Genomic DNA, 25,136 nt, shown 5'->3' on the forward strand with positions numbered 1-25,136 from the left:
CCCTCTCGGCGTATTCGGGCGTGAGAGAGACGTACGCCGTAATTGTACGGCGGACTTTCGCGACGGGGGACTCACAATGACACACGGAGGGATTCATGGGCAGTAGTAGCGAGAGCGGAGCGTTGCGCAACCGACTGACCGACACACGCCTCGACGTGCTGGCGGCTGTCGCCGGACTGCTGGTGGCGGCGCTGCTGTTTCCGATGCGGTTCCTGGCGTCCCAGATATACGTCGAGACGATTCCGCTGGTGGTCGGCGGAGCCTGCGTGCTCTACCTCGCCACCACCCGGACCGTCAACGCGCTGGGCGACGAAACCGAGACGACGGCGAGCGCACCGGGTGAGTTGGGCCTGCCGACGCTCTCGGCGAACTTCGCGCGGGTCGCGCCCGGCATCGTCTTCGCCGGCGTCGGCGTGCTGGCCGCGCTCGCCGCCCAGCAGGGCGGCCGGACGCCGGCGTTCCTGGTCGGGTCGGGCGTCGTCGGCACCGTCCTGTTGCTCGAAATCGCGCTCGCGCCGGAGGAGGACCTCGACGCGCACATCGTGTTCGCCCAGATACTCGCGCTGGCGTTCGTCGTCCGGTTCACGGCGTTGTACCTGACCCCGGGACTCGTCGGCATCGACAGTTGGTCGCACCTCTACCAGTACGTCGACGCCATCCTCGACCAGCGGTCGCTTGCGGCCATCTCCGAGTACAAGTACTACGCCGCACCGCTGTACCACCTCCTGGTCGCGACCACCGTCGCGGTGCTCGACGTGTCGCTCCGTCAGGGGCTGTTCCTCTCGCTCGGCGTGCTGGTCCCGCTGTCGACGCTGTTCGTCTACGCGACCGCCCGGTTCCTCGTGCCGGTCCGGTGGGCGCTGTTCGGTGCGGCGTTCTTCGCCATCTCCGACCAGTTCGTGCGCTGGAGCATCCACATCATCCCGACGAGCATGGGGCTGTTCTTCTTCGCCGCCATCGTCTACTGCGTGACCCGGATGTTCTACACCGACTCGCGCCGGGCCAACCTCGCCCTGCTCCTGGCGTTCAGCGCCGCGTCCATCCTCACCCACCAGGTGTCGTCGTTCATCATGCTGGTGTTCATCGGCGCGGGCGTGCTCGCCCAATTTTTCGTCCGACTGTCGGCCGCCACCGAACGGGACCTGTTCAGGGCGCGGGACGCCGAGCGGGTCGACCTGCTCGGAGTGCTCGCGTTCGACCTGGGCTTCCTCGTGATCATGTGGTCGGTAACGCCCTACGGCAACACCTCGTTCCTCCGGACCATCCTCGCGTGGCTCTGGGAGAACCTGCAGAGTTCGGCGGGCTTCATGAACCTCGCCGGGCCGTCCTCCGGCGGCGGTGGCGGGGGCGGCGCCGCCGCGGCCGGCGCGACGTTCCTCGGCCAGGTCGCGAACTACCTCGACGCGGGGGGTATCCTCCTGCTGATGTTCGTCACGGTCGTCGGGAGCCTCGTCGCGCTCCGTCAGAGCGAGGCCCGCCAGCGCGCCTACACCTTCGTCGGCGCCATCGTGTTCATGCTGTTCTTCTCGTTCGGCCTGCCGCTGTTCGGCATCCGGACGTTCCTGCCCGGTCGGTGGTTCGCGTTCCTCTACGTGCTGATGGCCGTGGTCGGCGCCGTCGGACTCGGCTACCTGGCCCGGAGCCTCCCCCGGGAGGCGGCGGTCGCCGTCGTCGTCATCTTCGCGCTCGTGTTCCCGACCGTGATGATGACCTCCATCAACGGGACCCGCGACAACCCGGTCATCGAGAGCGAGCGGACCCGCTACGCCTACGACCAGTCGGAACTGGCGGCGGTCTACTCCATCGCCCAGATCAGGCCGACGCCCGAGGAACCGCTCCGCACCGACCACCCCTATAGGACGGTGTTCAACCGGACGAACGCCCATCCCTCTCGGATGCTCCAGATGAACGAGCAGGGGGTCCCGACCGGGTCGGCCGACGTGGCCGTCTACCGGCGCTACCAGTCCTACGGCGGCGCGCGCTTCGAGATGCCGAGCGGCTACAGCCCCATCAAGCATCTGAAACCGTCGCAGGTGTGCGGCCCGCAGACGAGTCGGGTCTACACCAACGGCGACGTGCGGATGTGCGTCTCGCCCGACGAGACGGGCAGGTCGGGCTAACGGCGGTCGGTCGGTCCGACCGACGGCCTCCGGTCGGAACTCGATACCCGGAGGGCGCTCGATTCCGACGACTCGACGCCTCGGATTCCGACGCGAGGGACCGTCTTCACTTCCGACGCTGAAACCGCCATCACTCCCGGCGCCGGGGACCGTCTCGCGTGCACCACGGCGCCTGCCCCGAGCGCCCCCACCGCGCTCCCCGCAAGAAACGGAGCCGTCCACCCCGGCATCGTCCGCGGGGCCAGGCCGCCGCCTTCGGACGCGGACGCCGAAGCCCCGGTGGGATGCGGTGGCGGTCCGCCCGTCAGTCCTCGCTTCGGTCGACGGTGACGACCGACCGGAGGCGCTCCGGGCGCCGCTCGAACTGCCAGTCGCGTTCGGCTTCGGCGGCGTCGTCGCCGCCCGCGGCGACGGCGGCCTTCACTCCGTAGTTGGCGGCTCCCTCCGCGTGACCGTCCACGTGGGCGGTCGCGGCGGCGTGCCCCGCGGCGCGGGCGGCCTCCCGGGCCGCGGTTCGGTCGGTTTCGCGGGCCGCCGCGTGGGCGGCGAGAGCCGCCTCGCGCGCTTCGCCCATCGTCACCTCGCCTCGCGCCCAGGCGCGCGCCGCCTCGACGGCCTTCCGAGGCCGGTCGTCGTCCGGGCGCGCCTCCTCGAAGTGCGCCAGGACGTGCTCGGCGCAGTCGGCGGCCCAGCGCGCCAGGGACCGGTGAGTCTCCTCGTCGACGCTGTTGTGTCCGTCCCACCCGGGTCCCATCTCCCAGCGTACTGCCGAAGCCATACTCGGAGGTAGGGCGCCGAAAATATAAGAACCGTGACTGATGGTGTTACGAGCGTACCGCGGTACGTCTCTCGCACGCGAATGGATTACCGAGTGCACACGGCGGCGGTCGGAAACGTCCGGCGAGCGGACTCCGACGGTACCGGACGGTTCAGAACCTCGGCTCCGGAAGGCGCGCCCGTCGACGCTATCCGCTCGAATTCGTCGCGGTCACGTTCGGCGCGGTTCCGTTCGAACTCGAAGCCGTCGTCGTTCCGCTCGTCGTCGCGTTCGCGCCGCCGAACTGGAGTTCCGTCATCCGGTAGGCCGACGCCGCGTTCGGATTTTCGGGGAGCGACCCGCGGTAGAGGAGCACGCGGAGTCGGAGGTTCTCCGTGCTCGCGTTCGTCGGCGGGACCCGAACCCGGACGCGCTCGTTCCCTCCGGGTTCGAGCGTCGCCGAGAACCGCTTCACCCGGCGCTGTTCGACCACCCGGTTCCCGTCGACGCGCTGGAGTTCGACCACGCCGACGTAGTCGGTCGGCCGACTCTCTCGGTTCTCGAAGCCGACGACGAACGGCGTCGGCTCCGACGCCGAGAGCGCCGGGTAGTCGTCGGCGACGTAGGTTCCGTTCTGGTTCTGGCTGAGGACGTACAGTTCCGTGAACTGCGCGCCGGGCTTGGGCACCGTGACGGCGTAACCGACGCCGACCGCCGCGACCAGCACGCCGAGCACGAGCGCGACGGTGGCGAGACGGTGGTCGCCCGACCTGCCCAGCAGCGGCGAGGCGGCGGGTCGGAGCGAGGGGTCGAAGCGCTCGTCGGCCGGCAGTCGCAGGCGCCGGACAGCCGCGACGACCGCCGCGACGACCGTGAACCCGCCGACCGCCGCGACCAGCGGTGCGGCCCGAACGCCGAACGGCGTGAAGTTCAGGACGAGCGCGAGCATCGGCGTGACGATGGCGCTCACACCGAACGCGAGCGTCACCCGTTCGAGCGTGTCCACGCCCTTCCGGTCTCGGAACCGGAACCGCGGCGCGATCGGTTCGCCCTCCTCGTCGACCGACTCGACGGCCGGTTCGTCGTTCGGGAACAGCGCGGAGACGACCGCGTAGCCCGGCAGGAACAGCAGGAAGGCGAGTCCGAGTGCCAGGACCGCGAGCCGACCCGCGACGGCGACCGGCGACGCGCCGGACGGGGTCGTCAGCACCGACCCGGGTTGCGTGCCGAGCACCGCCACGCCCGCCAGCGCGGTCAGCGCGACCACCGCGACGAGGTCTCTCGGGACGCGGCTCATGGTCGCGCCCGTAAGTTCGTCGGCGGCGCAGTCGTCCGGCGTCGGCTTCGACTCCGCGGTCGAGTTCGGCTTCGGGGTCGGCGCCGCTCGCACCGCCTTCGTTCGCGTCCGCTACCGGTCGTGTCGTTCGGGGAGCCCATTGTCGGACGGACGAACGTCGCCGTCGCCCTTTGTTATGAGCGGATTTCCGGCGTGCGGTGCCGAACCGCCGCCGAGTCGCGGTCGTGGCCGCGTTGGAACCGGTCGGTCGGTAAGCACGGGCTAACCCCGCTGCGTTCGGAGGTAGCACGCCCGCTGGCTCGATATCCGAAGAGCGAAGGCCCGGGCGAGCCACGTTCCGGACGATGTCGGAATCCGCGACGCTGATGGACTCCTACACGGAGATGACGGAGCTACTGCTTCCCAACGACACCAACAACCTCGGGCGGGCGCTCGGGGGTGCGGTGCTCCACTGGATGGACATCTGCGGCGCCATCGCCGCGATGCGCTTTTCGAACCAGCAGTGCGTCACGGCGTCGATGGACCACGTCGACTTCATCAGCCCCATCGACCTCGGCGAGGTCGCCGTCGTCGAGGCGTTCGTCTTCGACACCGGCCGGACTAGCATCGAGGTGAAGGTCGACGTGCGCGCCGAGGATCCCCGGGAGGGCGAGGAGCGCAAGACCACCACCTCCTTCTTCACGTTCGTCGCGCTGGACGACGAAGGAAAGCCCACGCCGGTTCCGGACCTGACCTGCCCGACCGACAACCAGCAGGCGCTCCGGGAGGCCGCACGAAACCAGCGCCGCGAACAGTTGTCGGCGGTGGCCGAGAAGATCGAGCGAAACGAGGACTGACCGAACTGGGCGCAGAGCGCGTCTCGACGCCGTCGTCAGGCCGCAGTCGTCGTCTCGTTCGCTTCGGCCTCGGTCGTGGCCTCGACGGCGCGGGCGGTCGTCTCGGCCGTCGTCTCCGGCGCGAGTTCGGGGTTGCTCGTCGCGTCTACCGCGGTGATGACTCTGAACGACTCGTTGGCGGGCGCGTTCTCGGGCGAGACGTACCCCGCGGCGAACGCCGTGTAGGCCGTCCGATTCTCGAACGAGACCTTCACGGTTTCGACGACGGTGCCGTTGTCGCCCTGGGTCGCCCGCCGGACGTCGAGCGTGTAGACGCCCGCGGGGACGGTCACGTAGTCGGTGACGTTCCCGAAGGTGGCGTTGTCGTACAGCACCCGACCGGTCCGGTTGACCGTCACGTCGACCGGGCCGGCGTCGGGCGACAGGTGGACGAGTCGGACAGAGGCGTTACCGCCGCCGGGAATCTGCGGGTCCTCGGTGAGCGCGATGGGCCGGAACCGCTCGGTGGCGTTCTGGGCTATCTCGCCCGCCGCCGCGATGGTGTAGTTGGTTCCCGCTTCGAGGTTGAGTTCCTCTTGGAAGACGACCCGACTCGTATCGTTGGCCACCCGAATCGTGATCCGTCGCTCGCCCGCCGGGAACGCCCGGTACTCGGTCACGTCCCCGAGTTCGAGGTCCCGCTCGACGGTCCGGTTGTCGACCAGCACGTCGACCGCGGGGGCGTCGGGCGACAGGTGCGCGAACCGGACGCGGGCCTGACCGCCCTCCTGGACCTGCGCGGTGGTGGTTTCCTGGGCCGTCGTGGTTCCCTGGACTGCCGTGGTCCCCTGGACCGCCGTGGCGGCCGGGTTCTGCGCGACCGTCGGCGACGACCCGCCGAGGGCGAGGCCGGCGGCGACGACCGCGACGAGGCTCACGGACGCCACGCGTGCGAGTGTCTGACGTTCGACCATGCGCCGCGTGATGCGAGCGACGAATCGATAAAGCGCACGGACTCTTCAGGACGGTAATCGCAGTTTCGGGTCGGCAGTCGAGGGTTACCGCCCGCCGCCGGTCAGCCTCATCTCGGGGGCGCACGCTTCGAACTTGCCATCACACTCTTTCTCGTCCGTGCGCTAGTGGCCCCGATATCTGAGAGTAAGGGTGTCGTCATCGCGGCCCTGTTCGCCAACGGCACTATCGCGGTGCTGAAGTTCGTCGCGTTTCTGCTGACGGGGAGCGCGGCGATGCTCTCGGAAGCCTACCACTCGGTGTCGGACACCGGCAACTAGGTATTCCTGCTCGTCGGCATCTGGTACGGCAACAAGGAGGCCGACCGGAGCCACCCGTTCGGACACGGCAAGGCCCAGTTCTTCTACAGTTTCCTCGTGAGCGTGCTGCTGTTCGGCATCGCGGGGTACGCGAGCGTCAGAGAGGGGTACAACGGCAGTCGCTGACAGAAAGGTGCCGCCGAGTCCGCACGCCGCGAGGTCCTAACTCCTCGCACCTCTCGACGAGCGGCGACGCCTCGCCCGGGTCCGGCGGTCCGGGAACGCTTATCGGGCCTCCGGTCGTAGCGTGGCGACATGGCGCTCGACGTTGCGGTTCCGGACCCGCCGGAGTTGAACCCCGGCATCGACGCACAGGACTACGACGACGTCGAAGTGGCGGGCGACACCGACTACCGCCGCGAGGAGTTGGAGGAGTTCCTCCGGGACGGCGCGTGGGACGAGGCGTTCGGCCAGTGGGCCGAGCACACCGACCTCGACGAGCGGGAGTTCGAAACCGCCGTCGACCTCGGGTTGTTCCGGGAGTACGACTTCTTCTGGGACGACTTCGCGGACCGCGTGGGCTACCACGCTCCGGGCATCCCCGAGGACTGGAAGGAGCGCGACTACCACGAGAATCTGGACTCCTGGAACGCGGTTTCGTCGATAAACGCCTCGATGACCGAACTCGGTCAGGTCGTCTGCGACGTGCTCGAAACCGACTACGTCGACTGGGAGGCCGAGTACGAGGCGCCCGACGACCTGCCGAACTTCGAGGACCGGGTGCCCGAGGACACCGACCCGGACTCGTGAGTCGGCGAATCGGGGCGCCGAGCATCTCCCCCCGCACACGATTTTTGCGGTAGTCCGCCGGACGAGGGTCGGTCCCGCGGGCGGAAGTCAGCTTCCGCGGATGGACGCCGCATTCTATAGTTCGAGGGCCTTCGGATACGCCTCGGGGACGCCGAACCCGGCCTCCCGCAGGGTCGCCCCGGCGTTCGCCAGGTTCTCCACCCAGCGCTCGCCGCGGTCGGTCGGACCGACCGCGGCGTAGCGAATCGGCGCGCCCCTGACGGTGCGCTCGGGGAGTTCGACGCTCGCGGCGGCGTAGCGGTCCTCGAACGCGGGGTTCGAGAAGTCGATTTCGTCCGGGAGTTCGAGGTACGGCAGGTCGTGTTCGACCGCCATGTTCCGGTAGGCGAACGCGGCGTCGATGCCGCCGGCTTCGAGCGTCCGGAGGAGCGCAGTCTCGGGGAACAGCTTCGTCCGCGCGAGCGCCGCCGCGGCGTCGACGCCGTCGGCGAGGCGGAGCGCCATCACCGTCCGGTAGCCCAGCGGGTCGCGGGCCGGGTCGGTCCGGCCCACCGCGAGCGAGTCGTCGCCGACCACCGCCCGCCAGTCGGCCTTCTCCGAGACGGGCGAGTCGCGGCGATGGGCGACCACGAGCGCGTTCGTGGCGAAGCAGGTCGCTCGCTCGGCGAGACCCTCGAACAGCCGAGGGTCCGCGAGCGCGACGGCGTCGGGGTCGCGCAGGCCGTCTTCGAGCAGGCGGCGGCAGGCGACGCTCCCGTGGGCCTCGACGGTCGCGGTTCCGACCTTTTTGGCGACCGACTGGAGGCTCCCGGCGACGAGGACCGACGCCGGTTCGGCGGCGGAGTCGCCCGACTCGCGCCGCTCGGAGCGGCGCGAACCGGCGAGAAGGGACCCGAACCCGCCGACGGCGACGACGCCGGCGGTGCGGCGGAGGAGCGAGCGACGCGTTGGCACGACCGTAACGATAACAGTATTCGTGAAAACGGTATCGTAACTGGTTTCAGTTACATTTCGGGAATCGGCGGTCGGCGGTTCGACTCATCCGACGGCGGCGATTCGACTCCTCGGTCGTCTCTCGCGCGGTCCGGCGGCTCTCCGCGGACCGTCGCCGTCGAGCGAGACGACGCCCGCCCGATTTCGCTTCCTCCGTCTACTCGTCCAGTTCGTCCAACTGGACCGATTCCTCGACGATGAGCGTCGGACCCTCGTCCATGTTCACGAACTTCGCGGCGTCGGCCTGGACCTCCCGGCCGATCTCGGACTCGAAGGCCTCGCCGATGGCCGCGGTGTCGTCGAAGTACAGTTCGAGCATCCCGTCGTAGCCCGCCTTCTCGGGGTCCTTCGGCACCGAGGTGACGTACTTCCGCAGGCCGGGCAACTGCTCGGCGAGTTCGGCGTGGTCGCCCTGCCAGTACTCGACGAACTCCTCGTGGGTCCAGTCGTCCTTCCGGACGAGTAAGTCGACCAGTTTGACCGCCATGCGGAAAGCCGCGACCGGAGCCGACTTCGCTCTGTCGGTCCTGACGTCGGTCGCGGGCTATTCGGTGGTTTCGGTCGTCCCGGTCGTCGTCGCGCCGGTCGTCTCCCCAGTCGTCCCAGTCGTCGTCTCGGCGGGTCGCTCGTACTGGCCGACGTAGCGCGCCCTCGCGATGGCGTTCGAGACGGCGGCGTCGACGACCCGCCGGTACTCCGCGCCGGGTTCGAGGTCCAGCGGCGATTCGAGCGCGTACAGCGTGAAGAGGTACGTGTGGCGGTCGTCGCCCTGCGGCGGACACGGCCCGATGTAGCCGAGTTCGCCCGCCCCGTTCGACCCCTGGACCGCACCGCCGAGGTCGTCTATCGTCTCGGTCTTCGGGACGTTCGCCGGAATCTCGCGGACGTCGGCCGGAACGTTCCACAGGAGCCAGTGGACGAACGGGGGGCCCGGCGCGTCCGGGTCGGCCATCACCAGCGCGTACGCCCGGGTCCCCTCCGGCGGGTTCGAGATGGTAAGCCGCGGCGAGACGTTCCGCCCCTCGCAGGTGAACCGGGTCGGAATCCGTCGCCCGTTCTCCCACGCCGGCGCGGTTATCGAGAACTCCCCGCCCGCGGCCGTCGTCGTTTGCTCGCCGCCCGCGGTGGTCGTCGTCTGTCCTTCGGTCGTGGTTTCTTGCCCGTCGCGGCTCCCACTCGCCGCCGTCGCCGCCGTCCCCCCTATCGTCGCCGTCGCCGCGGCCGAGCGCAGAAGCGTGCGTCTGCGCATCGCACACAGATTCGCCGGGGATTCCCAAAAGGGTAGGCATCCGACACGAACTCGACACGTCCGGACGAGCGCGGCGAGTCCGAGGGCCGACCGCGCGACGACACTCGGCAAACGATGAGTCGGTAGTCCAGTTTAAGTACTCGCGTGCCCTCGGTTCGCACGATGGCCGAACTGACGCCTCCGGAGGAGCGACAGTGTCTGCGATGCGGTCGAACGGACGTCTGGGACGACGACGCGACCAACTGGACGATAGCGGACGACGCCGGCGACCCCCACTGCATCCACGAGTGGGACATCAACGGCACCTACGTCCCGATTCGGGACTGACCGCCGTCCGGACTCCGGGACCGGAGTTCCGGAACTTTCACCGCGCCGAGCGACTGCCGAAAGCCCCGCCTTTACCTGCGGGCAACCCCTCTGTCGACCCATGACCGACCCGACCGCGCGAAATCGGCTCGACGAGGAGGAGAGCCCGTACCTCCGCCAGCACGCGGACAACCCAGTCGACTGGCAGCCGTGGGACGACGAGGCGCTCGCGGCGGCCGAGGAGCGCGACGTCCCCATCTTCCTGTCGGTGGGCTACTCGGCGTGCCACTGGTGTCACGTCATGGAAGAGGAGAGCTTCGAGGCCGAGGACGTCGCCGCGACGCTGAACGAGAACTTCGTCCCCGTCAAGGTCGACCGTGAGGAGCGCCCGGACCTCGACAGCATCTACCAGACTATCTGCCAGGCCGTGACCGGTCGGGGCGGGTGGCCGCTGTCGGTCTGGCTCACGCCCGACGGCCGACCGTTCTACGTCGGGACGTACTTCCCCAGGGAGGCCAGGCGCAACATGCCCGGATTCCTGGACCTGATCGAGAACATCGCCGAGTCGTGGGCGAGCGAGGAGGACCGCCGGGAGATGGAGCGGCGGGCCGACCAGTGGACCGACGCCATCGAGGGCGAACTCGAATCGGTGCCCGACCCCGGCGAGACGCCGGGCGACGACCTCGTCGAGTCGGCCGCCGACGCGGCGCTCCGGAGCGCCGACCGCGAGCACGGCGGCTTCGGCACCGGCCAGAAGTTCCCGCAGGCCGGCCGCGTCCACCTCCTCCTGCGCGCGTACGACCGGTCGGGTCGCGAGGAGTACCGCGATGTCGCCGTCGAAGCCCTCTCGGCGATGGCCGAGGGCGGCCTGTTCGACCACGTCGGCGGCGGATTCCACCGTTACACGGTCGACCGCGAGTGGGTCGTCCCCCACTTCGAGAAGATGCTGTACGACAACGCCGAGATTCCGCGCGCGATGCTCGCGGGCTATCAGGTCGCGGGCGACGAGCGCTTCGCCGAGGCCGCCCGCCGGACATTCGAGTTCGTCGAGCGCGAGATGACCCACCCCGACGGGGGATTCTACAGCACGCTCGACGCCCAGAGCGAGGGCGAGGAGGGCAAGTTCTACGTCTGGACGCCCGCGGAAATCCGCGAGGCGGTCGACGACGAACGCGCGGCCGACCTCTTCTGCGACCGCTTCGGGGTCACCGAGTCGGGCAACTTCGAGGGCAAGACCGTCCTCACCATCGCCGAGTCGGTCGAATCGCTCGCCGAGGAGTACGACCTGAGCGAATCGGACGTGCGCGAACAAATCGAGGCGGCCCGCAAGCAGGTGTTCGAGGCTCACGCCGAGCGCGTGCGCCCACGGCGCGACGAGAAGGTGCTCGCCGGGTGGAACGGCCTGATGATCTCGGCGCTCGCGGAGGGCGCGCTGGTACTCGACGACGACCGCTACGCCGAGGCGGCGACTGACGCGCTCGAATTCGTCCGGGAGAGACTCTGGAACGACTCCGAGGAGCGACTGTTCCGGCGGTTCAAGGACGACGACGTCGCCATCGAGGGCTACCTCGAAGACTACGCCTTCCTCGCGCGCGGCGCGCTGAACTGCTACGAGGCGACCGGCGACGTCTCCCACCTCGCGTTCGCGCTTGACCTCGCCCGGGCCGTCGAAGCGCAGTTCTGGGACGCCGAGGACGCGACCATCTACTTCACGCCCGGGCGCGGCGAGGAACTGGTCGCCCGCCCGCAGGAACCCCACGACCAGTCGACCCCGTCGAGTCTGGGGGTGGCGGTCGACGCGCTGCTCGAACTCGACTACTTCACCGACCACGACCGCTTCGAGGAGATAGCCGAACAGGTGCTCCGGACCCGCGGCCAGCAGATAGAGTCGAACCCACTCCAGCACGCCTCGCTCGCGCTCGCGGCCGACCGCTACGCGGAGGGGTCACTGGAGATCACCGCGGTCGCGGACGAACTCCCCGACTCGTGGCGCGCGGAACTCGCCACGCGCTACCTGCCGACGCGTCTGCTGGCGCGTCGGCCGCCCGCCGAGGACGAACTGGCGGCGTGGCTGGACGAACTCGAACTCGACGAGGCGCCGCCGATATGGGCCGACCGCGACCAGCGAGACGGCGAACCGACCGCCTACGTCTGCCGGAACTTCGCCTGTTCGCCGCCGAACGCCGACCTCGCCGACGCGCTCGATTGGGCCGACGAGTCGGCCTGACTACGCCCTCTCGTCGTCTCTCCGGTCGTCGCCTTTCTCTCCGGATTCGCCGGTCAACTGCCCGACGAGCGACCGGAGTCGCTCCAGCGGGAGTCGGGTGAGGAAGTCCAGCGTGCGCTCGCCCCGGTCGTACATCCGCTTCAGTCGCCGGACGCGGCGCAGGTCGCGCCGCGCCCGGTCGGTGTCCGGAGCGGCTTCCAGCAGGTCCTCGGCCTCCGTCAGCGCCCGACCCATGATCTGGAGTTCGCGCCTGGCCTGCTGGCGCAGGAGTTCCTGGAAGATCCGCCAGAAGTCGCGCTCGGCCTCGAAGAAGACGCGCTTGCCCTCGCCGGGTTTCGTCCGGCGGTGGACCACGTGGAGGCGTTCGAGCGTCCCCATCGCGTTGCTCACGGTCGACTTGGCGTAGCCACTCTCCTCGACCAGTTCGTCGAGCGACAGCGCGCCGTCGGCGAAGTAGAGCACGCCGTACAGTCGGCCGTAGCTCCGATTCAGTCCGTACACTTCCGCCGACCGCTCCATCGCCTCGACGACTCGCTCTCTCGCCTCGTCGGACGTGCTCGTCGTTTCGTCGGCGACTTCCGTCCCGCCGTCGTTCGCACTCTCGGCCGAACCGTCCTCGCTCACGCTCGACCCTCCGTCTTCGTTCGGGGTCGTTCCATACGAATTCTCGGCGGGGAAAGCATTAAATCGTTGTGTTCAGAATATTCGGTAAATGCAGAATTTAGGAAATCGTCGGCGGCAGACCGAGGCGAACACCGCGTCCCCGAACGACGCGACACTGCCGGACGGCGTCGTCCTGCGCGCCGCAGGTGTCGAGAAACGCTACGGCTCCCGACTGCCGTTTCGGCGGTCGGTCGAGGTGCTGACGGGGGCCAACCTCACGCTCGTGGCGGGCGAGATCGTCGGCGTCGTCGGAGAGAACGGGAGCGGAAAGTCCACGCTGATGAAGATTCTCGTCGGCGCACTCGACGCCGATTCGGGGAGCGTGACCCGCCGCGGAACGGTCGGCTGGTGCCCGCAGGACCCGTTGCTGTACGACCGACTCACCGTGGACGAGACGTTCCGACTGTTCGGGTCGGCGTACGGACTTCCGCCCGACGAAATCGAGCGCGCGGCGTCCCGCCTCGCCGACCGACTCGACTTCGAGTCCTACCGGGACTACCGAGTCGAGAACCTGAGCGGCGGCAACCGCCAGAAGGTGAACCTCGGCGTCTCGCTGCTCCACGACCCCGACGTACTCTTCCTGGACGAACCGTACACCGGCTTCGACTGGGAGACGTACCTCTCGTTCTGGGACCTGACCGAGGAACTGGTCGAGCGCGGCACCGGTATCTGCGTCATCTCCCACCTCATCAACGAGCGCGAGCGCTTCGACCGCATCTGCGAACTCCGCGACGGGAAACTGTACGAACAGCGCGCGGACCAAGTGGGAGACGACGGTGGGGATGTCGCGGTGGCGGACCCGGCGGACGGGGAGGGAGTCGATGGAAGCGCGTAAGCTCTCGACCGGCGTGCGGGCGGGAACGCGGTCGTTCTTGCGGGAACCGCTGAACGTCGTCCTGCTCGTCGTGCTCCCGCTGGTCGCCATCGAAGTGTACGGGCAAGCGATGGCGTCGTTTCCGCAGATGCCATTCATGGAGGCGACGGCCGCGACGACCGGGCGAATCAGCGGCGCGCTGTTCGCCACCGCGTTCCTCGCGGGGTTGCTGGGGCTGTTCCAGGTCATCAGCGCCCGCGAGGCCGACCGGCGACTCCTCGTCTGTGGCTTCTCGCGACCGACTCTGCTAGCGAGCAGGCTCGTGACCATCCTCGCGGTGGTCGCGGTGGTCGCCGGCCTCGCCGCCGTCGCGCTGACGGCCAGCGTCCAGACGGCGCGACCGCTCGTCGCCTTCGGCGTCCTCGCGGCCGCCGGCGTGACCTACAGCCTGGTCGGCGTGCTGATGGGTTCGCTCGTCCCGCGCGAACTCGAAGGCTCACTCGTCCTCGTCTTCCTCGCCGACGTGGACGACTTCCTCTCCAGCGGGATGCTCGACGCCGACGTGGCGCTCGCGAAGGCCTTCCCGCTCTACCACCCGCACCATCTGCTCCGGTCGGCGGTGCTCGACGGGTCGGTGTCCGCGGACCACGCGCTCTGGACGGGCGTCTACGTCGCCACGCTACTCGTCCTCGCACTGGTCGCGTACCTGCGGGCGACCGGAGGCGTGGCGGGCGGGGCGACGAGTTCGACGGGAGGGTCGGACCGATGAATCGCGGCGCGAACGCGGCGAGTCGGCGGCCGAGGGCCTCCCGCGTCGCCACCGCACTGACGATGGGCGTCCGCGAATACGTCCGCACGCCCGTACTCGTGGTGTTGCTCGCGGTGCTCCCCGTCTACTTCATCGGCGTCGTCGGTTACGTTACGCCGGACGTCGCGGTCCCGATAGCGGTCGCCGACCGGACGGTCCGAGTCGGCATGGCCGAGATGTACGCGACGCTGGCCGCGCCGCTGACGGGTGCGCTCGTCGGCGGCATCGCGGGCCTGTTCGTGATGCAGGCGACCCGGCAGGCCGACGCCCGTCTCGTGCTCGCGGGCTACCGGCCGACCGAGGTCGTGACCGCCAGGGTCGGCGTCCTCGCCGGGGTCTGTCTGGCGCTCACCGGCGTCTCTCTCGGCGTCCTGTCGTGGACCGCCGCGCCGGACCGACTCGCGTGGTTCGGGGCCGCGACGCTGCTCGCGGCGCTCACCTACGCGTTGGTCGGCGCGCTGGTCGGGACGCTCCTCGGGCGACTCGCGGGCGTCTACGCGATGCTGTTCGCCCCGACGCTCGACGTGTTCCTCTTCCAGAACCCGACCGCGACGGACGCGTCGGCCCGGGCGGCGTGGCTGCCTGCCCACTACGCCGTCGCCGCCGCGATGGACGCCGCCTTCGGTTCGGGGTTCGACGCGACCCCGCTCCTGGAGGGACTAGGATACCTCGGAATCGTCGCCGCGATAGCCGCGGCGGCGTTCTACCGCTCCGTGAAGGCGTAGGACGCGTCTGAACCGGAGCGTCCGTCGAGAACCGACAGAACTACCGGTGTAGCTTCCGTGCGGACGGGGCTTTCGAGGTGGTTCTCCTCACGCTCGTTGCACTGTTCCCCTACGGGTAGGCTACAGAACCTGCGGTTCAGAACAAATGGACGGACACTCCCCGAAACGTCATGCGAACAGAGGAAAATTCTCTCTGCCGTCTCAGGCCATCACGTCGGCTTCGAGCAACTTCGCGGCCACGTATTCGGCGGCCGGTTGGTCCTCGCTCTCCTCGAAGCGGAACATCTCCTCGCCGGATTCCTCGCGTTCGACCACGATGGTCGGGATGAGCGTCACGTCGTACTCGTCGGTGAGTTCGCCCTCCTTGTTCTCGTCGACCTCGTAGACCTTCATCTCCTCGTCGGGGACGCCCGCGGCGTCGAGCGCCGCGAAGAAGTCGGGCAGCACGTCGTGGCAGTCGCCGCACCAGTCGGCGCCCCAGACGCGGTAGGTGACCTCGCCGACGGCCGACTCGATTACCTCGACCGTCTCGCTGTGCGCGCCGGCGTCCCACTCGGGACTCGGTTCGGTCGTTTCCATGCGCGGGGTTTGTCGCCGGACGGATAAAGTCTCGCGGGTCCCGGCGACGTTCGCCCGCCGGGACGACGGGGGCGTCGATTTCCGGACGTCGGTCGGCCGACCCGCCCCGGTAGCGACACCTTTTGCCGCAGGCCGGTATTCGTTTAAACGCGCATTGCATACCGAGAACCAATGGAAGACTCCATCCTCGACGCCGTGGGGTCGCCGCTGGTCCGGGTCTCCTCCCCCGAAGGCGCGACCGTCGCGGCGAAGGTCGAGGCGTTCAACCCCGGCGGGTCGGCCAAGGACCGCCCGGCGATGGAGATGATAGCCGCGGCCGAGCGCGAGGGGACCGTCGAACCCGGCGACCACTTGGTCGAACCGACCAGCGGGAACACCGGCATCGGCCTCGCGGTGGCCGCCGCCGCGCGGGGGTACGACCTCACCATCGTGATGCCCGCCTCGAAGTCGCCCGAGCGCCGCCAACTGCTGAAGGCCTACGGCGCGGACGTCGAACTCGTCGACGGCGACATGACCGACGCCCGCGAGCGCGCCGACGAACTCGCCGCGGAGACGGGCGCGGTCCAGATGGGCCAGTTCGAGAACTCCGCCAACGCCCAGGCTCACTACCGGACGACCGCCGAGGAGATCCTCGAACAGGTCGAGGGTCGGGAGATCGACGCGTTCGTCGCGGGCGTCGGCACCGGCGGCACCATCACCGGCACCGCCGCGCGCCTGCTGGAGGAGTTCCCCGACATGGAGGTCGTGGCGATCGAACCCGAGCGAAACGCGGTGCTCTCGACCGGCGAGGCCGGCGAGGACGACTATCAGGGCATGGGTCCGGGCTTCGTCAGCGACCTGCTCGACACCGACCTCATCACCAGCGTCGAGACGGTGGCGCTGGAGGACGCCGAGGCGGAGGCCCGGCGACTCGCCCGCGAGGAGGGCATCCTCGTCGGCCAGTCCAGCGGCGCGGCGTCGGTCGCCGCCCGACGAGTCGCCGAGCGACTCGCCCGCCCCGACCTCGACTGCCCCGAGGTGCCCGACGAGTTGGGGAAACTCGCGGCCTCGGACGGGGGGAGCCTGGACGGCTACGACGACTGCCCGCTCGTGGTGACGGTGTTCCCCGACAGCGGCGAGCGCTACCTCTCGACCGGGATGTTCGACTGAGCGCGCGCTACCGACCGTTTTTCTCTCGCTACCGAACCTTCTATCCCGTCGTAAAAAGCGAACGTTGAGTCCTTCTCACGGACCTACGACTGCAACCGCTTGCTCTCGGGGTCGAGGTCGCTCCACGAGACGCTTCTGGCGTCGACGATACCCTCGGGGTCGAGCGCCGCGTCCGCCAGCACCGTCGCGGCGGTCTGGAATGGCGGACGCGGTTCGCCGTGTTTCGGCGGGTCGGTCGAAACCGGTTCGGCGCCGGGGCCGGTGGCCTCGCCGACGACGGCGCGGAACGCCATCCCGAACGGCTCGTGGGGCGCACAGTAGAGGTCGTAGACGCCCGGGGCGTCGAAGCGGTAGAGCCAGTAGGTGCCGCCGCCGAGGACCGGCGACGAGACGGCCGGCACCCCGTCGGGGACGCGCTGGGTCCGTCCCAACTGCGGGTGGTAGGCGGTGACGGTGTGGTCGGGCGTCGCCATCGTGAACTGCACCACGTCTTCGGGTTCCACGAAGAGGCCGGCGGGTTCGAAGTAGAACTCCGGCGTCGGCGCTCCTTCCCGGGGACCGATGAGCAGTTGGACCTCGTGGTCGGGTTCGACGGGCGGGGTCGCGTCGGCCGACCGACCCACGAATCCGAACTGCGGGTCGAGCGCCGCCGAGGAGTCGGTCGTCACTCCCTGGGCCTCGGTCGTCTCGGTCCCGGTCGTCCCTGCGCCGGTCGTCGTCGCGTCTTCGTTCTCGGGGGTGTCGGCCCGGCCAGTACACCCGGCGAGCGAGGCGGCCGTCCCCGCGCCGACGGCGGCCAGCATCGCGCGGCGCGAGACGGGGGAGTCGGAAGCGGGGTCGGAGGGTCCGTCGTGTGTCCTCGGAGACATGCGGCCAGTATCGCGGAGGCCGAGATATACGTTAGTATTGCTGACTCCGATTTCCGGCACCGCCGCCGTGATACCACTGCTCACGGCAGATTTCGGCGTCGTCACCCGGCGAGGAACGTCTCGACCGAAGCGAGGAACGCCTCGGGACGCTCCCGGGGCGGCAGGTGACCGCAGTTCTCCAGCACTTCGACCTCCGCGTCGGGCGCCTCCGCGCCGGCACTCACCGCCCACGAGACGGGCACGAGTCTGTCCGCCTCGCCGTGGACGAACAGCGTCGGCACGGCGAGTTCCGCGAGGCGGTCGGCGTAGTTCGTCTCGAGGCCGTCGAAACCGACCTCCGCGCGCTGGAACGCCGTCCACGCGCTCCCGGCGTTCGGTCGTCGGACTTCGGTCCACGCGTCGTCGACGAGTTCGTCCGTCAGGTTCCCGTTCGCGACGAGGTTGCGGAGTGCGAGTTCCGTGAGGTCGCGGCTGTGAGCCATCGAGTCCCAGATTCCGCCCGCGAACACCGGCATTCGGACGAACATCGCGCCCAGCGACCCGCCGGGCGAGGACCCGCCGAGGCCGTAACTGGCGACGAGGACGAGTCGCTCGACGCGCTCCGGGAAATCGAGCGCGAACCCCAGCGCCGCGCCGCCGCCCATCGAGATGCCGACGAGGCGGACCGAATCGAGTTCGAGCGCGTCGAGGAACCGCCGGAGGACCGAGACGTAGTACCGAATCGTGGGCGTCTCCTCCGGCGGGTCGCTGGCGCCGTACCCCGGCCAGTCGAGCGCGTACACCGCGAAGTCGTCCGCGAGCGCCGGAATCGTCTCGCGCCACGAGAGGGTCGCCGCGTCGAGTCCGCCGCCGTGGAGCAGGACGACCGGCGGGTCGGCCGGGTCCCCGGCGAGGCGATAGCGAACTGCCAATCCATCGAGTTCGACTTCGCGTTCCGTTCCGAGCACAACCGTACCACGGGCCCGTCCGACTTGACTACACGGGCGAGCGCCCGACGGCGTCTCACGAGTTTCCGACCACCGGAAGCTTCTTGTACTCGCTCGATTCGTGGTAGTCGGTGTCTCCCCCACGATGATAGTCTGGCAGACCGCCAAGCGGTGGAAGTACAAGGGACGGACCTGCGAGATACAGCGGTCGAGCGTCGGCGACGCCCAGTTCCGCGGCCTCGTCCGGGTCGAGACGGGGATTCCCGACCGGGCGCTGTCGGCCTCGCCGGTCGACGGTGTCCGGTCGAAGCGCCGGCCGAAACGCCACGCGCCGGGCGAGTACCGGACGTGGGTCTACTTCGCGTGGTCGGGCGCCGAGTCGGAGCGGTCCGACGACGGGGTCCCGACGCTCCGGAGTCGGGTGAACAACCTCGCCGAGCACATGGCGAAAGCGGAACTCTGAGCCGACCGGGTGCTGTCGGCGTTCTGCGGCACACGGGGTGGCGCGCGCTCGCCCGGTGGACCGACAGAGAAGCGTAGGAAGGAAATCAGCCGCCGAACTCGGACTCGGTCACGCGCACGACGACGGTGTCCGCGACGTCCCGGAGGTCGTACTCCGGAATCTCGCCGTCGCGGCGGGTCAGGTACATCGGTTCGACAAGGTGGCCGAGGCCCCGGACCTCGTCGGGTTCGGTCAGACCGTACACCTTCAGGTACTCGTCGGTTTCCTCGGGGGCTATCTCGCCGTCGCGCACCTCTCTGGCGAGCTTTCGGGAGAGCCACTCGGTTTCGCTGACGCTGGGTTCCAACACGAGCGCGTCGTCGACGAACCGCACGAGGTACCAGTTCAGGTCGTTCAACAGCGCCACCGCCGAGCCGAGGCTGATGGTGTCGACGGCGAGGCAGTTTTCGAACGGCTCGCCGAGTTCGTAGGTCGAGAGCGCCTCGCGGGCGGTCTCCCGCGAGAGCAGTTCGGTCCGGAGTTCGACCTCTTCGGAGCCGACGAGACAGACCCGGGTCACGTCGAAACGAAGGGACGGTCGCCGTAAAGCGATTTCGCTTCGGAACGCTCTCAGCCGTCGGCTCGGCCCCCGAGCGGGCCAATCTGCCCCCGAATCTCGCCCGTCGGGTGGGCGGTCGTGTGGACGTTGACGTAGACGTTCGCCGCCCGCATCTGCTCGCGGAGGTCCGACACGTCGGTCAGCGGCCAGATCATCTCCTCGTCGGTCAGCGCGCCGGACGCGAGCAGTCCGGTCTTCGTCACCGGCTCTTCCGCGGGACCGAACAGGTAGGCGACGACGTTGCCGTTCAGGTCCGGCGGTCCCTTGTGGACGTGCGACTCCTGGACGTTCTCGATGTCCGCGACGAACAGCCAGTACTCGACTTCGCGCAGGTCCGGCGCGACGCGGAACGCCGCGACGCCGGCGGCGTCGGTTTCGACGGGCGGAAGTTGGTTCTCCCCCGAGAGTCGGGCGACGAACAGTTCACCCGGCGCTTCGAGGTCGATTCCGTCGAACTCCCCTGCCGCTGTAAGGCCAAGTTCGGCTTCTCGCGCCGCGGTCGGGTCGGCCGCCGCCGACCCGACCGCGGCGCTTCCGAGCAGTGCGAGGACGCGCCGCCGCGAGACGTACTTCATCGCCATTCCCCCGAACAGAGGGGCGACAAGCACCGGGATAACCGTTTCGCCGGTCGGGGCGCTCCGGGGCGTCGCGTCGTCAGATTTCGACGAACTCGGCGTTCTCGGCCGCTTCCCGGGCCAACTCGAAGAGGTCGTCGGGTTCGGCGCGTTCGACCAGTTCGAGCGTGGCGTTCGTTTCGGGGTAGTCGGGCGCGATGCGGTTACAGCCGGCGGGAATCGTCGAGTCGTGGAAGGTGTCGATTCGCCGAGCGCGCTCGACGATGTCGTGTTTGTCCATCGTCAACAGCGGGCGGTGGATAGGGAGGTCGGTCGCCCGACTCGTCACCCCGAGGTTCCGTGCGGTCTGGGAGGACTTCTGGCCGATGGCCTCGCCGGTGACGATGCCGTGGGCGTCGTTCGCCTCGGCGACGTGCTCGGCGACGCGGTACATGAATCGGCGGTAGGCGAGCATCCGCGCGGGACCGACCTCGTCGGCGAGGCGTTCCATCGCCTCGCCGGCCGGCACCCGCCAGACGCCCATCTCGTAGTTCGGCGCGTAGTCGGCGAGTCGGCGGACCGTCTCCATCGCGCGCGCCTCGTGGTCGGGGCCGCCGTAGTCGCCCAATTCGAGGTAGACGGGGACGACCGGCGCGCCGCGTTTCATGACCTCCCAGGCCGCGACCGGCGAGTCGATGCCGCCGCTGACCAGCGCGACGACCGCCGTCTGGGTGCCGAGCGGCAGGCCGCCAGGCCCGTCGCGCTTCTCGGTGAAGACGAACGCGTCCGACTCGCGGCACTCGACGGAGAAGGTCGTGTCGGGGTCCGAGAGGTCCACCTCGGGGTCTTCGAGTTCGTCGTAGACGGCCGCGCCGCCCTCGCGTTCGAGGTCCTCGCTCGTGAACGGGTGAACGTCGGCCGTGCCCGCCCGGCGCGCCCGCACCGCGAAGGTGTCGCCGACTTCGGCGTCGGACTCCGGGGACTGGAGGTGGCGGGCGGTCCGCGCCAGCGCGTCCACGATGGGTTCCTTCTCGGCGGGGACGACGACCGCGGGGCTGGCCGACCGGACGCCGAAGGCGTCCGCGGCGGCGTCGGTCGCTTCGTCGACGGTGTCGGCGTCGGCGTGGATCAGGATGCGCGACCAGCGCCGCTCGACCCCGGCGCCGATTCCCCGGTCCTCCAGCAGGGCCTCGACGTTCCGCCGAAGCCGGCGCTCCATCTCGGCCTGCACCTTGCCGCTCTTGACGCCCACGTCGGCGTGCCGGACGAGGACGGTGTCGGCTTCGGGCGGTATCATGGGCGGGAGTAGCGGGTATGCGGATAAACGGGCTTCGGTTGCGAGACGCGCCGAGCGAAAGCGAGGCGCGTCTCGAAGAAGCGAGCGGGGAGGAGCGAAGCGACGACCCGCGAACAGTGAGTAGGGAGACGCGCACGAGGGCGAAGCCCGAGTGCGGGCCTCCAAAAATCGACCGACGAAGCCGAACCGCCGAAAACGGACGGGCGCCGAGAAGACCGCTTAGAACGTCGCGAGTTCGCCGTCGATGACGCGCGAGGTGATGGAGGTCACGTCGGCGAGTTCGCGGTCGACGATGGCGACGATGTCGTCTTCTATCTCCGACAGCAGGACGCCGTCCTCGGTGACGACCGCGACGTCGGCGACGTGGGGTTCGTCGATGGGGCGGCCGATCTGAGAAAGGATTCGGACCCGCAGGTCGCGGATGCCGTCGACCTCGTCGACGACCGTCTCGGCGATGTGGGTGCCCAGCAGGTTGTAGATCTTGCCGATGTGGTTGACGGGGTTCTTGCCGGAACTCGCCTCCATCGACATCGAGCGGTTCGGCGTGATGAGGCCGTTCGAGCGGTTGCCCCGGCCGACAGAGCCGTCGTCGCCCATCTCGGCGCTGGTGCCGGTCGTCGTGAGGTAGATGTCCGCCTCGCTGTCGCCCTCGCCGTCGGCGGTGTTGACGTAGACGGTGACCTCGCGGTCGGTGTACTCCTCGGCGACGCCGCGGACGAACTCCCGGACGGCCTCGACCTCCGAGTCGTAGGCGTCGCGGTCGACGATGAACCGGTCGATCATGGCGGCCGCGACGGTGATGTCTATCCGGTCGCCCTCGCGCTTGCCCATGATCTTCACGTCGGGACCGAGCGCGGGGTGGTCCTCGGCGAACTCGGTGTTCAATCGGCGTTCGGTCTCGTAGACGATGCGCTCGGTTTCGGTCAGCGGGGCGTGGCCCACGCCGAAACTGGTGTCGTTAGCCTTCGGGACGGTCTTGCCCTCCTCGCCGAAGACCTCCTTCAGGTCGCCGCTCCCTTCCCCGAGTTTTGCGTCGACCACCACGTCGGTCCCGAACTCCAGTTCGGGAATCTCCTCGGCGAGGTACTCGCGGGCGGCTTCGAGCGCGATGGTGTCGGTCGGGATGGAGACGCCCTCGTACTCCTTGGTGGCGCGGCCGACGATGAGGATGTAGATGGGTTCGATGACCTCGCCGCCGCCGAACTGCGGGTCGGCGCGGCCGGCGACCAGTTGCGTCTCGTCGGTGTTGAAGTGGAGGACCTTCCCGACGCGGTCGAGGTACGCGCGAGCCAGCGCCCGCGCGACGCTCTCGGCGACGCCGTCGCATATCGAGTCGGGGTGGCCGACCCCCTTTCGCTCGACGATCTCGATCTCCTGGTCCTCGACCGCGTGTCGGTCGATGGGTTCGACTTCGATGTTCCGCTCGGTCATTAGTCATTCGTCTGGGGGCTGTATTTCTATAACTTGCGGAAACGACGGGACCCCTTCGCGATAACCTTCGGTTATCGCGAGAGGTGGCAACGTTTGCCAATGCGGAGTCGATTACGGGCCTTTGGAGTCGCTATCGCCGACATCGCTGGCGTCGGCGTCGATTCCGGAGTCGGCCGCGAGGAGGAGTCCGAGATAGGAGGTCCGGACCTGGTCGTCGGGGTCGAGGTCGAGGTCGCGCAGGACCGCGAACGCCCCCCGGCGCGCGGCGTCGATCTCCCCTTCCTCGGCGTCGACTTCGACCTCCACGAACTCCCCCAGTCCGTCTACTGCGTCGAGCGTGACCACGTAGCCGTCGAGCGCGAACCGCTCGCGCTCCTTGCGGACCGTCGCTGCCGCCTCGAACCCCAGGGCGGCGAGGATGTCGCGGGTCGCCTCGGCGTCGCCGACCGCGGTTTCTATCTCCCGGCGGGTCTTCGACTCGGCTTCGACCAGCGGCCCCTTGTAGGTGAGTTCGGTCGTCGGCTCGCCGCCTTCGGTCGTCTCCCGGCGGACGCGCAGCGCCTCGTCGGAGGCCGCGAAGTCGCGGTGGGGCGCGTCGTAGTAGGTGTCCTCCTGGGTCACGCGGTCGACGGGGTCGGCGCCGCGGTCGGCGAGGCGGTCGCGGACGGCGCCGTGGTCGGCGGGAACCTTCACTTCGACCTCGTACATGTTCGTTTGCGGGGTTGGTCGGCCCGGGTTTTCGCGGTTGCGCTTTCGCGACGAGTTCGGCGACCGTTGTAATCGTAATGAACTCCGCGCCCGCGCGTAAGCGGGGTGCGTCGAACCCCGGCTTTCTCGGGGACGGCGGCCGGGTCGAGCGGTCCTTTCGGTCACCGGGCACATCCGGCAGTTTTTATTACCCGGACGCGTAAACCCTGCATAGACCGATACCTCGCGGGTTCGTGGCCTCGCCATCGCCGGCCCCCGCCGACGGCCGCAAGACGCCGCGGTCGGGGTCCGACGCCGCGAGGAGGTTTGCGTGCATACAGTGCCACGGAAGTGGCTTTGCATACGGTGAAACTATGGAAATCGAAATTGCAACCATCGGCGGTTACGAAGAAGTCGGACGGCAGTGTACTGCCGTTCGCGCGGGCGAGGACGTTGTCATATTCGACATGGGGCTGAACCTCTCGAAGGTACTGCTCCACGACAACGTCGAGACCGAGAAACTGCACAGTCTGGACCTCATCGACATGGGGGCGATTCCGGACGACCGCGTAATGAGCGACCTCGAAGGCGACGTGCAGGCCATCGTCCCGACTCACGGTCACCTCGACCACATCGGCGCCATCTCGAAACTGGCCCACCGGTACAACGCGCCGGTCGTCGCCACGCCCTTCACCATCGAACTGGTCAAACAGCAGATACAGGGCGAGCAGAAGTTCGGCGTCGAGAACGACCTGATAAAGATGGACCCCGGCGAGACGATGTCCATCGGCGACTCCGGCCAGGTCGAACTGGAGTTCGTCAACGTCACCCACTCCATCATCGACGCCATCAACCCGGTGCTCCACACGCCCGAGGGCGCGGTCGTCTACGGCCTCGACAAGCGCATGGACCACACGCCCGTGCTGGGCGACCCCATCGACATGAAGCGGTTCCGCGAGATCGGCCGCGAGGGCGAGGGCGTCCTGGCGTACATCGAAGACTGCACCAACGCGGGCCGGAAGGGCCGCACCCCCAGCGAGGCGGTGGCTCGGCGCCACCTCAAGGACGTGATGACCTCCATCGAGGACTACGACGGCGGCATCGTGGCGACGACGTTCTCCAGCCACATCGCCCGCGTCAAGAGCCTCGTCGAGTTCGCCCACGACATCGGGCGCGAACCGGTGTTGCTCGGCCGGTCGATGGAGAAGTACTCCGGCACCGCCGAGCGACTGAACTTCGTCGACTTCCCCGAGAACATGGGGATGTTCGGCCACCGCAAGTCGGTCGACCGGACCTTCAAGCGCATCATGAAGGAGGGCAAGGAGAACTACCTGCCCATCGTCACCGGCCATCAGGGCGAACCCCGCGCGATGCTCACCCGGATGGGCCGCGGCGAGACGCCGTACGAACTCGACAACGGCGACAAGGTCCTCTTCTCGGCGCGGGTGATTCCGGAGCCGACCAACGAGGGCCAGCGCTACCAGTCCGAGCGCCTCCTCAAGATGCAGGGCGCCCGCATCTACGACGACATCCACGTCTCGGGCCACCTCCGCGAGGAGGGCCACTACCAGATGCTCGACGCGCTCCAGCCCCAGAACGTCATCCCGGCTCACCAGGACATGAAGGGCTTCGCGCCCTACGTCGACCTGTGTGAGAACATGGGCTACCAACTGGGTCGGGATCTGCACGTGACCCGAAACGGCAATCTCATCCAACTCGTCGAGTAAC

At 68.8% G+C, this 25,136-nt stretch carries 26 protein-coding genes and 1 pseudogene; 12 read left to right on the plus strand and 15 right to left on the minus strand.

Annotated features, from left to right (window positions below):
* Positions 1-95 precede the first annotated feature (95 nt).
* Positions 96-2,120, plus strand: a complete 2,025-nt coding sequence (locus NGM07_RS02995; protein ID WP_253516803.1) for a hypothetical protein — start codon at positions 96-98, stop codon at positions 2,118-2,120.
* A 304-nt stretch (positions 2,121-2,424) separates the two neighbouring features.
* Here NGM07_RS02995 and NGM07_RS03000 read toward each other — a convergent pair whose 3' ends face one another.
* Both NGM07_RS03000 and NGM07_RS03005 read right to left on the minus strand, forming a co-directional pair.
* The gene (locus tag NGM07_RS03000) at positions 2,425-2,898 is read right to left on the minus strand and encodes a putative immunity protein (RefSeq protein ID WP_253516805.1); all 474 of its coding nucleotides are present in this window, start codon (positions 2,896-2,898) and stop codon (positions 2,425-2,427) included.
* A 187-nt stretch (positions 2,899-3,085) separates the two neighbouring features.
* The gene (locus NGM07_RS03005) at positions 3,086-4,174 is read right to left on the minus strand and encodes a DUF1616 domain-containing protein (RefSeq protein WP_253516807.1); all 1,089 of its coding nucleotides are present in this window, start codon (positions 4,172-4,174) and stop codon (positions 3,086-3,088) included.
* A gap of 344 nt (positions 4,175-4,518) precedes the next feature.
* Here NGM07_RS03005 and NGM07_RS03010 point away from each other — a divergent pair, with 344 nt between their 5' ends.
* The gene (locus tag NGM07_RS03010; protein WP_253516808.1) at positions 4,519-5,010 is read left to right on the plus strand and encodes an acyl-CoA thioesterase; all 492 of its coding nucleotides are present in this window, start codon (positions 4,519-4,521) and stop codon (positions 5,008-5,010) included.
* Between the two features lie 35 nt (positions 5,011-5,045).
* On the opposite strand, the gene NGM07_RS03015 is transcribed toward NGM07_RS03010, so the two are convergent.
* Entirely contained in the window at positions 5,046-5,963 is a 918-nt protein-coding gene (locus tag NGM07_RS03015; protein WP_253516811.1) for a DUF4397 domain-containing protein, read from the minus strand.
* 174 nt (positions 5,964-6,137) lie between these two features.
* On the opposite strand from NGM07_RS03015, the pseudogene NGM07_RS03020 reads away from it, so the two are divergent.
* Together NGM07_RS03020 and NGM07_RS03025 are read left to right on the plus strand one after the other, a co-directional pair.
* Positions 6,138-6,434: pseudogene (locus NGM07_RS03020) on the plus strand (cation diffusion facilitator family transporter); the annotation flags it as partial.
* Positions 6,435-6,575: 141 nt separating this feature from the next.
* On the plus strand, positions 6,576-7,070 hold the full coding sequence (locus tag NGM07_RS03025; RefSeq protein ID WP_253516814.1) for a DUF7992 family protein: 495 nt from the start codon (positions 6,576-6,578) through the stop codon (positions 7,068-7,070).
* Between the two features lie 114 nt (positions 7,071-7,184).
* On the opposite strand, the gene NGM07_RS03030 is transcribed toward NGM07_RS03025, so the two are convergent.
* The 3 genes from NGM07_RS03030 to NGM07_RS03040 form a co-directional block, all read right to left on the minus strand.
* The gene (locus NGM07_RS03030) at positions 7,185-8,024 is read right to left on the minus strand and encodes a substrate-binding domain-containing protein (protein WP_253516817.1); all 840 of its coding nucleotides are present in this window, start codon (positions 8,022-8,024) and stop codon (positions 7,185-7,187) included.
* Positions 8,025-8,220: 196 nt separating this feature from the next.
* Positions 8,221-8,550, minus strand: coding sequence for an EthD family reductase (locus NGM07_RS03035; protein ID WP_253516827.1), 330 nt, complete (start codon positions 8,548-8,550; stop codon positions 8,221-8,223).
* Positions 8,551-8,607: 57 nt separating this feature from the next.
* The gene (locus NGM07_RS03040; protein WP_253516830.1) at positions 8,608-9,312 is read right to left on the minus strand and encodes a YbhB/YbcL family Raf kinase inhibitor-like protein; all 705 of its coding nucleotides are present in this window, start codon (positions 9,310-9,312) and stop codon (positions 8,608-8,610) included.
* A gap of 162 nt (positions 9,313-9,474) precedes the next feature.
* Between NGM07_RS03040 and NGM07_RS03045 the strand changes: the two genes are divergently transcribed.
* Together NGM07_RS03045 and NGM07_RS03050 are read left to right on the plus strand one after the other, a co-directional pair.
* Positions 9,475-9,639: an HEWD family protein gene (locus NGM07_RS03045; RefSeq protein ID WP_253516833.1), complete on the plus strand. Its 165-nt coding sequence runs from the start codon at positions 9,475-9,477 to the stop codon at positions 9,637-9,639.
* A gap of 100 nt (positions 9,640-9,739) precedes the next feature.
* Positions 9,740-11,845 (plus strand): thioredoxin domain-containing protein, encoded by a 2,106-nt coding sequence (locus NGM07_RS03050; RefSeq protein ID WP_253516835.1) that lies wholly within the window; start codon positions 9,740-9,742, stop codon positions 11,843-11,845.
* Here NGM07_RS03050 and NGM07_RS03055 read toward each other — a convergent pair whose 3' ends face one another.
* The gene (locus NGM07_RS03055) at positions 11,846-12,469 is read right to left on the minus strand and encodes a GbsR/MarR family transcriptional regulator (RefSeq protein WP_253516837.1); all 624 of its coding nucleotides are present in this window, start codon (positions 12,467-12,469) and stop codon (positions 11,846-11,848) included.
* 88 nt (positions 12,470-12,557) lie between these two features.
* On the opposite strand from NGM07_RS03055, the gene NGM07_RS03060 reads away from it, so the two are divergent.
* Genes NGM07_RS03060 through NGM07_RS03070 form a run of 3 tightly spaced genes read left to right on the plus strand, consistent with a single transcriptional unit; the run spans position 12,558 to position 14,855 of the window.
* On the plus strand, positions 12,558-13,343 hold the full coding sequence (locus NGM07_RS03060) for an ABC transporter ATP-binding protein (protein ID WP_253516838.1): 786 nt from the start codon (positions 12,558-12,560) through the stop codon (positions 13,341-13,343).
* Positions 13,330-14,091, plus strand: coding sequence for a hypothetical protein (locus NGM07_RS03065; protein ID WP_253516840.1), 762 nt, complete (start codon positions 13,330-13,332; stop codon positions 14,089-14,091). The genes NGM07_RS03060 and NGM07_RS03065 overlap by 14 nt, the downstream gene beginning before the upstream one ends.
* Positions 14,088-14,855, plus strand: a complete 768-nt coding sequence (locus tag NGM07_RS03070) for an ABC transporter permease (protein WP_253516843.1) — start codon at positions 14,088-14,090, stop codon at positions 14,853-14,855. The genes NGM07_RS03065 and NGM07_RS03070 overlap by 4 nt, the downstream gene beginning before the upstream one ends.
* A gap of 201 nt (positions 14,856-15,056) precedes the next feature.
* Here NGM07_RS03070 and NGM07_RS03075 read toward each other — a convergent pair whose 3' ends face one another.
* The gene (locus NGM07_RS03075) at positions 15,057-15,434 is read right to left on the minus strand and encodes a thioredoxin domain-containing protein (protein ID WP_253516846.1); all 378 of its coding nucleotides are present in this window, start codon (positions 15,432-15,434) and stop codon (positions 15,057-15,059) included.
* Between the two features lie 171 nt (positions 15,435-15,605).
* On the opposite strand from NGM07_RS03075, the gene NGM07_RS03080 reads away from it, so the two are divergent.
* The gene (locus tag NGM07_RS03080; protein ID WP_253516848.1) at positions 15,606-16,583 is read left to right on the plus strand and encodes a PLP-dependent cysteine synthase family protein; all 978 of its coding nucleotides are present in this window, start codon (positions 15,606-15,608) and stop codon (positions 16,581-16,583) included.
* Between the two features lie 83 nt (positions 16,584-16,666).
* Here the strand turns inward: NGM07_RS03080 and NGM07_RS03085 are convergent, their stop codons facing one another.
* Positions 16,667-17,452, minus strand: coding sequence for a cupredoxin domain-containing protein (locus NGM07_RS03085; RefSeq protein WP_253516851.1), 786 nt, complete (start codon positions 17,450-17,452; stop codon positions 16,667-16,669).
* A gap of 101 nt (positions 17,453-17,553) precedes the next feature.
* Positions 17,554-18,399 (minus strand): alpha/beta fold hydrolase, encoded by an 846-nt coding sequence (locus NGM07_RS03090; RefSeq protein ID WP_253516853.1) that lies wholly within the window; start codon positions 18,397-18,399, stop codon positions 17,554-17,556.
* Positions 18,400-18,523: 124 nt separating this feature from the next.
* On the opposite strand from NGM07_RS03090, the gene NGM07_RS03095 reads away from it, so the two are divergent.
* Complete coding sequence (locus tag NGM07_RS03095; RefSeq protein ID WP_253516856.1) at positions 18,524-18,841, plus strand: hypothetical protein; 318 nt, start codon at positions 18,524-18,526, stop codon at positions 18,839-18,841.
* Positions 18,842-18,926: 85 nt separating this feature from the next.
* Here NGM07_RS03095 and NGM07_RS03100 read toward each other — a convergent pair whose 3' ends face one another.
* The 5 genes from NGM07_RS03100 to cyaB all read right to left on the minus strand — a co-directional run bounded on the left by NGM07_RS03100 (position 18,927) and on the right by cyaB (position 23,429).
* Entirely contained in the window at positions 18,927-19,400 is a 474-nt protein-coding gene (locus NGM07_RS03100) for a DUF5804 family protein (protein ID WP_253516859.1), read from the minus strand.
* 50 nt (positions 19,401-19,450) lie between these two features.
* On the minus strand, positions 19,451-20,020 hold the full coding sequence (locus NGM07_RS03105; RefSeq protein ID WP_253516862.1) for a CHRD domain-containing protein: 570 nt from the start codon (positions 20,018-20,020) through the stop codon (positions 19,451-19,453).
* A 73-nt stretch (positions 20,021-20,093) separates the two neighbouring features.
* On the minus strand, positions 20,094-21,290 hold the full coding sequence (locus NGM07_RS03110; RefSeq protein ID WP_253516864.1) for a tRNA sulfurtransferase: 1,197 nt from the start codon (positions 21,288-21,290) through the stop codon (positions 20,094-20,096).
* Between the two features lie 219 nt (positions 21,291-21,509).
* Positions 21,510-22,721 carry a methionine adenosyltransferase gene (locus tag NGM07_RS03115; RefSeq protein WP_253516867.1) on the minus strand — a complete coding sequence of 404 codons (1,212 nt, stop codon included), beginning with the start codon at positions 22,719-22,721 and terminating at the stop codon, positions 21,510-21,512.
* Positions 22,722-22,832: 111 nt separating this feature from the next.
* Positions 22,833-23,429 (minus strand): class IV adenylate cyclase, encoded by a 597-nt coding sequence (gene cyaB / locus NGM07_RS03120; protein WP_253516874.1) that lies wholly within the window; start codon positions 23,427-23,429, stop codon positions 22,833-22,835.
* Positions 23,430-23,782: 353 nt separating this feature from the next.
* Between cyaB and NGM07_RS03125 the strand changes: the two genes are divergently transcribed.
* Positions 23,783-25,135, plus strand: a complete 1,353-nt coding sequence (locus NGM07_RS03125) for a ribonuclease J (protein WP_253516878.1) — start codon at positions 23,783-23,785, stop codon at positions 25,133-25,135.
* The last annotated feature ends 1 nt before the right edge of the window (position 25,136 follow it).

Source organism: Halorussus vallis (assembly GCF_024138165.1).
Classification (GTDB): domain Archaea; phylum Halobacteriota; class Halobacteria; order Halobacteriales; family Haladaptataceae; genus Halorussus; species Halorussus vallis.